The sequence below is a fragment of the Parafrankia discariae genome, assembly GCF_000373365.1.
Classification (GTDB): domain Bacteria; phylum Actinomycetota; class Actinomycetes; order Frankiales; family Frankiaceae; genus Parafrankia; species Parafrankia discariae.
In genome coordinates, this window is record NZ_KB891225.1 from 48,164 (window position 1) to 57,849 (window position 9,686).

Genomic DNA, 9,686 nt, shown 5'->3' on the forward strand with positions numbered 1-9,686 from the left:
GGCGGCACATCCCGAGGGCAGGGGCGTCTCCATCATCAGTGTTGACGAGGCGCCGGCGGTGGGCGCCGGCCGGGTCAGGTGACCTGCCAGATCCGGGCGGTCCGGTCGTCGCTGCCCGTGGCGAGCAGCCTGCCGTCAGGAGAGAAGGTCACGGCGTTGACCTCGTCGTCGTGCTCGGCGAGCTTCGTGACCCGGGTCCAGCCCGACGTGCTCCACAGATGGGCCTTCTCGTCGGCGGCCGCCGTCGCGAGCAGGCTGCCGTCCGGGGAGAACTCGGCGTCGTAGACGCCGTCGGCGTGCCGCAGCGCGCTCACCTGCCGTCCGCCGCCGACCTCCCAGATCCGGGCCGTCTCGTCGTCGCTCGCGGTCGCCAGCAGCCGTCCGTCCGGGGTGAACGCCGTGCCGTAGACCCAGTGGGCGTGCCCGCGCAGCACCGCGGTCGTCCGGCCGGTCCGCAGGTTCCACAGCCGTGCCTCGTGGTAACTCGTGCTGGCCAGCAGCGAGCCGTCCGGCGAAAAACTGATCTTCTGGACGTCCGACGGGTGCCCGGTGAGCGTCGCGACGAAGCGTCCCGTCGCCATGTCCCACAGCCGGACGGTGTCGTCGTCGCTGCCGGTGGCGAGCAGCCGCCCGTCCGGGGAGAACGCGACTCCGTTGACCCCGCCGCCGTGCCCGGCCAGGACGAAGCGCTGCGCCCCGGTGAGCGGGTCCCACACCCGGACCTTCTTCTTGTCGCTGACCGAGGCCAGCAGCTCCCCGGCAGGCGAGAACCGCACACCGCGGACGCAGTCCTTGTGCCCGACGATCGTCGTGCGCACCGAGCCGGTCGGGACGTCCCAGATCCGCACGGTCTCGTCGTCGCTCGCGGTCGCGAGCAGGCGCCCGTCCGGGGAGAACGCGACATCGTTGACGGTGTCCTCGTGCCCGGTGAGGGTGACGGCGACCCGGACGGCCCACGCGGTTCCCTCGGTGATGCGCGCGTTCGCCGGGGAGCGGCTGACAGCCGGGCGTGTTGATCGTGCTTCGGGCGACGGCGAGGTGGCCGGCGGTGCCGCGACCGGCGGTGCCGCAGCCAGCGGTGTGGCGGCCGGTGGTGTGGCGGCCGGCGGTGCCGCGACCGGCGGCTTGGTCAGCGCGCCCAGCGCGACGACGAGCTTGGGATCGCCGCTCGTGGTGGGCAGCATCCCGACGGCGGTGGTGACGGCCGCCGTGACCCGGGGGATGCGGGTGGAGCCACCGGTCAGGTAGACCGCGGCGAGGGCGCCGGGTTCGAGGCCGGCGGTGTGCACGGCGCGGCGCAGCTCGACGGCGGTGCCGTCGAGTGCGGGGGCGACGGCCTCCTCGAACTCGGCGCGGGTGACCCGGATCCCCTCCTCGACACCGTCGAGATAGTCGTCCAGGTAGAGCGTGTGCGTGGGCCGGTCGGACAGTTCGTGCTTCGCCTTCACGATCTCCTCGCGGATCTTCGTCCGGGTGCGGCGGGCCCGCCGGCCGTCACCGGCCCACAGCTCGTCCCAGGCGCGCCGGGCCTGGTCCGGGAGATGTCCGGCCACGAGATCCAGCAGCATCGCGTCGACGTCCTCGCCGCCGAAGTGCGGGTCTCCCCCGGTGCCGCGCACCTCGTAGCCGCCGGCGGTGCGCCGCAGCACCGCCGTGTCGAACGTGCCACCACCCAGGTCGTAGACGGCGGCGTGCCGTCCGAGCGGCACCCCGTCCGTCGCGGCCGCCGTGTAGAAGACGGCGGCGGCGACCGGCTCGGGAAGGAACCGCGGGGCCGGCAGCCCGCCGCGGGCCGCGGCCAGACCGAGACGGTCGACCTCCCGCCGCCCCCAGGCGGCCGGGTGGGTCAGGACGACCGCGCCCGCCGGCCGCCCGTTGAACCGCCGGGTGGCCTCCCGGGCGACCCGGGCCAGCACGGCGGCGACCAGGTCGACGGTGGGGATGTCCTGGCCGCCCAGACGCACGGTGTCCGCGGTGACGAGCGCCCGCTTCGGCAGCCGCTCCGCGCGTTCCGGGAACACCGCCGCCTGGCTGGCCGCCGCCCGTCCGGTGAGGACCTGCCCGTCGTCGTCCAGACAGACCACCGAGGGCAGCGACCTGCTGCCGTCGATCTCCAGTGCCTCCGGCGCGCCACCGGCGGACGCGGTGGCGGCCGCCGTGTAGGTGGTGCCGAAATCAACGGCCAGGGACCAGTCGGCCACGTCGTCCTCTCCTTCTCTCCTGCACCAGGTGAGCGATCCGTGATGGGACGACGCGATCCGGCCGAATGTTCCCGGTCGCCGCCGCTGCCGCCGCCGCTGCCGCCGCTGCCGCCGCTGCCGCCGGTGCTGCTCGGCCGAGGGCCGGCGACCCGGTGGGAGGTCGGCCCGGGCGGGCCGGTGAGATCTGGGGCCCGGTGTCGGGAACAGCGGGCTCGCGAGCGTGACCGCAGGAGGCTCAGGTTCTGGGTGAGGACTGTCTGCTGGCGGCGCGTTCGTACGCGTGCAGGGTGTCCACGACGAGACGGCGCTCGGCCTGGCTCAACGGTTGAAGGGCCTCCCGCCAGGCGGCGGCGGCCGGACCGAGCCATCCCTCGATCGCCGGGCGGCTGGCGTCGGCGATGCTCACGATGCGCCGCCGCCGGTCGTCGGGATCCTCGTGGCGCTCCACGACCCCGCCGCGGCTGAGGTCAGCGATCATGAGGCTGGCCGTCGTCGGGGCCACTTCCAACCGACTGGCCAGCGCGTTCACGGTCATGGGCCCGTCGAACAGCAGGAAGGACAGCAGCGACAGGTGCCGGGGGCCGAGGGCCGTCCCGGCCAGCTCGTCCGGCGGTGGTGTCCGCTTGGCCCGTCCGATCAGCTGGGGCATCAGCAGCAGGAGCGCTCGGACGGCCTCGTCGGCGTCGAGCTCGCCGCCGCACCCGGGGTCGTTTGACACGTCCCTCCTCTCGCATTTAGCTTTGTGGTTAAAGATTATTTGTTGATAAAGCTAATTTTCCCGTGCCTCACAGCAGGAGTGTCATGACCATCCTTGTCACCGGCGCAGGCGGCAACATCGGATCACGCCTGACGGCCCGGCTGGCCGCCGCCGGTCATTCGGTCCGCGGGTCCGCCCGCGACGTCACGACCCTACGGCTGCCCAGCGGAGTCGAGCCGGTCGAGCTGGATCTCACCGACCCGGGCGTCGCCGGAGCGGACGCACTGCGCGGCGTCGACGCCGTCTTCCTCTACCCGGTCATCGGCACGGTCGACGCCTTCCTGGAGGCGGCCGCGAAGGCCGGCGTGCGCTATCTGGTGCTGCTGTCCTCGCCGGCGTCCTACGAGGTCGGAGAGTTCGACCGCCCCATCGGGCTGATCCACCGCGCGGTCGAACGGGCCGTCGCCGAGTCCGGGATCGCGCACACCGTGCTCTACCCGAGCTGGCTCGCCACCAACGCCCGGCGCGACTGGGCCGACCAGATCCGTACGACCGGGCGGGTCGCGATGGCCTTCGGGGACGCCGCCTTCACCCCGATCCACCCCGACGACATCGCGGAGGTCGCCGCCGACCTGCTCACCCGCGGCACCCACCGGTCCCGGATGCAGATCCTCACCGGCCCGAGTTCGCTTCGGCTGCGGGACACGGTCGCGGTCATCGGCGATGTCCTCGGCGTTGAGATCCCCGTGGACGAGCTGACCCGCGAGCAGGCGCTGGAACGTGCGGACGGCGCCATCCCCCGCCCGATCCTGGAGACCCTGCTCGACGTGGCCGCGGCGAGCGTCGGACTGACCGCCCCCGTGAACAACACGGTCGAACGGATCACCGGCCATCCGGCCCGGTCGTTCCGCTCCTGGGTCGAAGCCCACCGGAAGGACTTCGAGCCCCGCTGACCACGTGAGTCATCGCGGGAGCCGCAATCGATCTCCCATCGGGGCGTCGCCGCGCAACGCCGCGTGCCCCGCGTCGACTCGATGAGGTGCTGCCCGAACGCCGGCCGAACTCGTCCGCGACCGCGGCCGAGTAGTCCACCTCTTCTATCTGCCCAGGATCCGGATTGGACGCGCACCGGGGCACCCACTGCGATGTCGACACCTGCCCATTTCGACCCACGAACCCGGCGGATCGGGTGCCTCGCTGAGGCCGGTGCCGTCTTTCCGCCGCTCGCCTCCACACCTTCCTAAATGCGGCGTACGCGGGCGGACATCCGTCACTTGAGTCCGTTGCCGACAGACATGGTTGACGCCTCCGAGCCACTGACCGCAGGCCATCCCGCCGCACCACGAAGCGCGGCCCGATCCGCATGGAAGGCGAACAGCAACTCGGCTCGCTGCGCCGGCACGCACTCCCCTACTGGCGTCACCGTGTCGAGCAGCAAGGACAGTCGGCCGAACAGCCGGTCGGCATCCTCCGCTCTCCGGCGGCGCCGGGCCGCCGCCGCCCAACGCCGTGCTGTGTCCTCAACCCGTGGGCGAAGTGCTGTCGGTGAACCGCGCAGACCGTCGGTGAACAGGTCCGCGAACTCGTCGGAGAGGCGGCTGCTTCCAGGCTGTTCGGCGAGGTCCGCGAGCGCTCCGGCGGTCGCGAGAACCCTCCCCCACGTCGCCCACGGGCCCTCCTCCGGTGCCGCGGTTCTGAGCTGGCTCACCCACGATTTGGTCACGTTCAGCTGGCGTCCCACGCTCGTCAGATCCTCGCCGTCGATCTGGCGGACGGTGAGCTGTTGCAGGAGCGGGAGCTGGCCACGCAGGCGTCGGATCGCCGCCCAGCGCGCCGCGGGTGGCACCGCGGCAAGCAGATGTGTGATCTGTTCGATCACGATGCCCGTCTCGTGGTCGGACCCCGACACTGTGGCCTCCACCTGGTTAAGTAGTACTTGACAGCTGTTTAGTATCACTAAATGGTGATGATCCGGTGTTGCGCCGCGCCCTGGGTGGCCGTGGCCGAGCCCTAATCGGTGACCTCCGCCGGATGCCGTCCCGCTCCTGCTCCTGGGCGGGGCTCCACACCGGCTTCGTGTGTGCCAGGCCGTGGGCACCGAGCCAGACGCACACCTGTGCACGCACCCGTGCACACACCTGTACACACGTCTGGGCACCAGACGCCTGGCAAGCGGTGGCCACCGTGGGGAAGTCAAGACGGGTACCACTCCCCTCCCTCGCGGGGTCGACCACGGGTGCACACTGTTGCCTCCAGGCCTGGCCACAGGTCCCTCGCCAATAATGCGAGCACGTGTGGTGGCAAGTGTTGACGCAATAACGCAGCCAATAACGTGGCCAATAATGCAGCCACCAGTGCGGCCAATAATGTAGCCAACAGTGTCAGCAAACATGTGGCCCAATGGTTGTGAACTACCGCAGGCACAGCTGTGTGAGCCCGGGTGTGCTGGAACGTTTGCACCTTGGCCGGTTAGCCGGCCCGCCAACACGTACGCACCTTGAGGTGCCCGCAGAGGTGCCCGCCCGCCCGCACACTCGGGTGCCGGTGAGTTAGCCCGCAGGTGAGCGCAGGTGCCAGCGGACACGTAACCCACCGTTCGGGCAACGGTGCCATCCCGTGTGGTGGGGAAGTGGCGGGCACGTGTGACGGCGCGGCCGCGGGCCCGAAGGCCCGCCCGGGTCCCGCCCCGAGTTCAGCCCCGGGTGTTGGCCACTTCGTGGCCATGCGGTCAGGGAACAGGGGAGGCCCGTGTTCACGCCCGCCGTCCCGCCAGGGGGCGTGGCCGGGACGCGGCCAACACGCCGCCCAGGGCGTCTGCGGACTTAGCTGCCCGTTCCTTTACACTTGGGCCCGCCCTGGACCCCCAAAACCTGTTGGCCCGCGTTGGCACCCTCGTGGGAGTCGACCGGTGGGCCCGGTGGGGGAGAGGGAGCCGCGACGGAAGGGAACGCAGGACACGTGACAACGGACCCGTTTGCACGGCCGGCCGAGGTCGTCTTCCCGCACGAGCACCTTGAGCACGTGATAGCCGTGGCCAACGGCAAAGGGGGAGTCGGGAAGACCACCCTCACCACCAACATCGCCGCCCTGGTGGCCGCCGGTGGTGGCCGCGTCCTCGTCATCGACGTCAACGCGCAGGGCAACTGCGGAGAAGACCTCGGCTACACGGCGCAGCCGGACAAGGACGACGACGGTAAAGGGCTGGTCGACGCCGTCCGCTACGGAACGCCGCTCGTTCCCGTCCGCGACGTCCGGCCCGGCCTCGACGTCATCCCCGGCGGCGGGGAGATCCGCCAGCTCCCCACCCACCTGTACAACATGTTCGCCGAGACCGGGGAGCTCGGCACCCTCGCGCTGGCCCGTTCGCTGCTGCCGATCGCCGGCGACTACGACCTGATCCTGATCGACAGCCCGCCCGAGAACCGGCCGCTGCTGCAGCTCGTCCTGGGCGCCGCCCACTGGCTGCTCATCCCGATCAAGAGCGACGACTCGTCCCGCAAGGGCATGCAGCAGGTCGCCTACGAGTTCGCCCGGATGCGCCGGGTGAACCCCACCCTCGACCTGCTCGGCGTCGTCCTGTTCGCCGCCGGGACCAGCGCCCGCCGCATCCGCGAGGAGGTCCGCCGCGACGTCATCGACGACCTCGGCGGCAAGGACGTCATGTTCGACACGATCATCCGCCACGCCGAGGCCTCGGCCCGCGACGCCCGCCGCCGCGGGCAGCCCTTCCACGAACTGGAAGCCGCCGCCGCCTCCGGCCCGACCCCGTTCGACGTCCTGCGCGGGAAGGCCGACCGCTCGCAGATGATCGCCGGCACGGCGGGCGCGGTCGCCGGCGACCTGGCCGCGCTGACCCGGGAGATCCTCACCCGCCGTCAGGTGCTGCTGAACGAGCTCGAAGCCGTGGCGGCCCCGTGATGGACGAGCAGCAGCAGACTGAGAACGGCGTGGGGGCTCCGCGCCGGATGCCCGCCCAGGACCTGGGCCAGCTGTTCGCCCGGCCGGATCGCACGGCGGACCTGGGGGCGCTGGCCCGGCGCCGGCCCGCCCCGCGCCCGGCCCCGGCACCCGCACCGGCTGTCGAGGGCGTGCCCGCCGAGCCGCGCCCGGCCCTGGCACCCGTGCCCGTTCCCGTGGAGCGCGCTGACAACGGTCCCGCGATTCCCGAAGCCAGGATCCAGGCACACGTCACCCCTGTCCCGGCCCCCGTCGACATCCCCGAGGCCGGTAGGGGCGATCTGTCGCCGACCGGGACGGTGCGCATCACCGCCATCCTGGTCAGCCCCACCGTCTCCCGACGGCTGGAGGAGTACCGGCGGGCGAAGAAGGGCCGCACGAACACGTCGATCGTGCTGGAGGCGCTGGACGAGTGCCACGGCCGGATCCCCGAGCTCGTCGCCCAGGCGAGGGCCGCCGCCCAGCCCCGTGGGTCGTTGTTCCCGGCCCGGGACGACCATCTGCGCCTGCCGGGGGGTGGCGGCATCCAGGTCCAGATCCGCCCGACGCTCGCCCAGCTGAACGTCATCGACCGGCTTTCGCGTGAGCACCGGCTCGAAAGCCGCTCCCAGCTCGCCGCGGCCGTCCTGAACGAGTTCCTCCCCGGCCGCAAGGACCGCTGAGCCTGGGAGCTCGCCTCACGGGCGCCCGGGAGGCCGATGTGCGGCGGTCGGGAGTACCCGCGGAACTCCCGACCCGCCGAAACCCGGTCGCCGCAACGGGACGGACAGGCCATCCTGCCGTCATGGCGATCGGCACCGTCAAGTTTTTCCACACCGAACGAGGCTGGGGAGCGATCTCGTCTACCGACCTCCCGCACGGCCACGACGCATGGGTTTACTACAGCATGATCGAAATGGACGGGGCACGATTTCTGGAAGCCGGCGACCGCGTCGAGTTCAGCTACGAGCCCGCCCAGCAGGACAGCTTCCGATTCCGCGCGATCCACGTCCGCAAGCTCTGACACAGAGCTCCTGGATGTAGCCCAACGGGCGGTGGTCGCTGGACGGTCACGGTGGTGGAACCCGGTCTCGGCCGATGAAAACCGTTGGCCGCCTGCGATCGGACCGGGCAGTCTGTGCGCGTGGTCGTCCTCCCGTTTCCCGAGAACCGCACCGTAGGCACGGTTGATTGGCTTGGCTCCTCCTACGAGGACCTGGGGCCACTGCCGGCCCGCGGTGACGTGGAGGTACCGGACGGCGGGGAGGTGACCCTGGAGGTCCGCCCGGCCTCGCTCGACTGGTCTCCGATCGACATGCACTTCCTCGATCGGCTGCCCTCCGACAGCATCACCGGGATGTCGATCATGTGCCCGGTTCGGTCGGGGTCGCTGTCCGCGCTTGCTCACCTGGCCCCAGGCCTGCGCAGGCTGACGCTGGGCTGGACCGATCTGACCGACGAGGCGCTGCCGCACCTGGCCGTGTTGCGGCATCTGACCTGGTGGCAGAGTTTCGGGAACCGTTTCAGCGACGCCGGGGTGCAGCAGCTCGTCGCGCTGGAGGAGCTCGACCATCTCTACCTCGAGGAATCCACCCTCACCCTGGCCGGTTTCGCCTTCGCCCCGCGCCTTGGACGACTGTGCCGCCTGGGCGTCAAGGACGCCAGCCTGTCCAAGCGGGATCTGAAGTCCCTGCGCCGCCGACTGCCGGGCGTGGACGTCGGGTGACGAGGATCCGACACCGCGGCGGTATCGCCGCGCGGGCCGCCGAGCTCCAACAACTACGCGCCGACGTGGACCGGCTGCGCGCACGGCGGAGCCTGAGCGCGGACCAATGGGATGCGTGGGCGCGGGGAACGGATCGATTCCACCTGGCGGTCCAGGACTTCTACGCTCCGTTCGACCAGGCCGCCAAAGCGCTACGGCGCGGGGAGGCCGACGGGGTCGAGACCGCCGTCCAGTTCCTGGAAGCCGATCCGTGGTGCTTTCGATCCGGCTACATGAAGGCCGAGCTGATGCACCGCCTCGCCAACGGCCCCGATCTGGACGCCCATCACCGTCGGCTCCACGACGTCGTGAGCAGGCGACTCACGGACCCGCAACCCCGCCTCCTGCGCCACGCCGCCCGTCTGGCCGCCGCCGTGTGGGACGACGACCTGCGCCGGCGCGTCGACCAGCTTCCGTGCCCCGAACCCGCCAGGCAGCATCAGGTTCGGCTCTTCCTGCATTTCGTCGAACAACGGCTGCGGACCGAAGGCGGAACCGTTGCGGATCGATGAGCGATAGCGCTCGCCGTTCACGCCGCCGGCACTTGCGCGCCGGCACTCCTGGTCTGACCGGCCTTGGCCGTGCCAGGTTCCCGCTTCCCAGCCACCTGCCCGCTCGTGCGGGTCTTATGGTCGGCTCCACGGGCGTTTACGGTCTCCGACGTACTGGCGGCGACCTGGTGTCTGAGGTTGATCGCGGCGTTGTGGTCGCGGTCGGCCACCAGCCCGCAGGACTGGCAGCGGAACGTGCGGTCCGACAGCGTCAGGCTTGGGTTTCGCCAGCCGCAGCCGGAACAGGTCTTCGAGGACGGAGCACTGGTGGGCCGCCGGCGAGGTACCCGCGGGTGCGGGTCCTTTTCCGACGGCCCCCAGCCCGAACGACGCATGCGACTTTCACCGCACGTCGCTCTCCGGTGACTATGACGTGAGCTGCGGGATCGGCTTTCCGGTGTGGATGGTGTCGTGGCAGGAACGGCAGACCACGAGGGTCTTGCGTCGCCGTCGTGCCATGTCGGCCGCCCATGCCGGCTGTGGTTGTCCCGGATATGCGAGTTCTGACAGCCGCCGGACGTGGTGCACGGTGATGC

General features: G+C 71.1%; 10 protein-coding genes and 1 pseudogene. 5 read left to right on the forward strand and 6 right to left on the reverse strand.

The features are described from left to right. Window positions 1–74 precede the first annotated feature (74 nt). Together B056_RS39580 and B056_RS0120160 are read right to left on the reverse strand one after the other, a co-directional pair. Window positions 75–2,201: an Hsp70 family protein gene (locus B056_RS39580; protein ID WP_018503669.1), complete on the reverse strand. Its 2,127-nt coding sequence runs from the start codon at window positions 2,199–2,201 to the stop codon at window positions 75–77. 235 nt (window positions 2,202–2,436) lie between these two features. Further along, window positions 2,437–2,919 (reverse strand): MarR family winged helix-turn-helix transcriptional regulator, encoded by a 483-nt coding sequence (locus B056_RS0120160; RefSeq protein WP_018503670.1) that lies wholly within the window; start codon window positions 2,917–2,919, stop codon window positions 2,437–2,439. Between the two features lie 83 nt (window positions 2,920–3,002). Here B056_RS0120160 and B056_RS0120165 point away from each other — a divergent pair, with 83 nt between their 5' ends. Next, a complete protein-coding gene (locus B056_RS0120165; protein WP_018503671.1) occupies window positions 3,003–3,851 on the forward strand; it encodes an NAD(P)H-binding protein in 849 nt (282 codons plus the stop codon). 317 nt (window positions 3,852–4,168) lie between these two features. Here the strand turns inward: B056_RS0120165 and B056_RS37305 are convergent, their stop codons facing one another. Further along, window positions 4,169–4,807 (reverse strand): hypothetical protein, encoded by a 639-nt coding sequence (locus B056_RS37305; RefSeq protein ID WP_018503672.1) that lies wholly within the window; start codon window positions 4,805–4,807, stop codon window positions 4,169–4,171. 1,049 nt (window positions 4,808–5,856) lie between these two features. Between B056_RS37305 and B056_RS37310 the strand changes: the two genes are divergently transcribed. From B056_RS37310 to B056_RS0120190, 4 genes are all read left to right on the forward strand, one after another. Then, window positions 5,857–6,816 (forward strand): ParA family protein, encoded by a 960-nt coding sequence (locus B056_RS37310; RefSeq protein WP_018503673.1) that lies wholly within the window; start codon window positions 5,857–5,859, stop codon window positions 6,814–6,816. Continuing rightward, window positions 6,816–7,517, forward strand: a complete 702-nt coding sequence (locus B056_RS39585) for a hypothetical protein (protein ID WP_051105684.1) — start codon at window positions 6,816–6,818, stop codon at window positions 7,515–7,517. The genes B056_RS37310 and B056_RS39585 overlap by 1 nt, the downstream gene beginning before the upstream one ends. A 122-nt stretch (window positions 7,518–7,639) precedes the next feature. Further along, on the forward strand, window positions 7,640–7,858 hold the full coding sequence (locus tag B056_RS0120185) for a cold-shock protein (protein ID WP_018503674.1): 219 nt from the start codon (window positions 7,640–7,642) through the stop codon (window positions 7,856–7,858). A 120-nt stretch (window positions 7,859–7,978) separates the two neighbouring features. Further along, the gene (locus B056_RS0120190) at window positions 7,979–8,560 is read left to right on the forward strand and encodes a hypothetical protein (RefSeq protein WP_018503675.1); all 582 of its coding nucleotides are present in this window, start codon (window positions 7,979–7,981) and stop codon (window positions 8,558–8,560) included. Window positions 8,561–8,751: 191 nt separating this feature from the next. On the opposite strand, the gene B056_RS42900 is transcribed toward B056_RS0120190, so the two are convergent. The 3 genes and pseudogenes from B056_RS42900 to B056_RS45785 all read right to left on the reverse strand — a co-directional run bounded on the left by B056_RS42900 (window position 8,752) and on the right by B056_RS45785 (window position 9,678). Next, window positions 8,752–9,132 (reverse strand): hypothetical protein, encoded by a 381-nt coding sequence (locus B056_RS42900; protein ID WP_154677136.1) that lies wholly within the window; start codon window positions 9,130–9,132, stop codon window positions 8,752–8,754. Continuing rightward, a pseudogene (locus B056_RS40815) lies at window positions 9,129–9,410 on the reverse strand (zinc ribbon domain-containing protein); the annotation flags it as partial. The gene B056_RS42900 and the pseudogene B056_RS40815, both read right to left, overlap by 4 nt. A 106-nt stretch (window positions 9,411–9,516) precedes the next feature. Next, window positions 9,517–9,678: an HNH endonuclease gene (locus B056_RS45785; protein ID WP_326828238.1), complete on the reverse strand. Its 162-nt coding sequence runs from the start codon at window positions 9,676–9,678 to the stop codon at window positions 9,517–9,519. Between the last annotated feature and the right edge of the window lie 8 nt (window positions 9,679–9,686).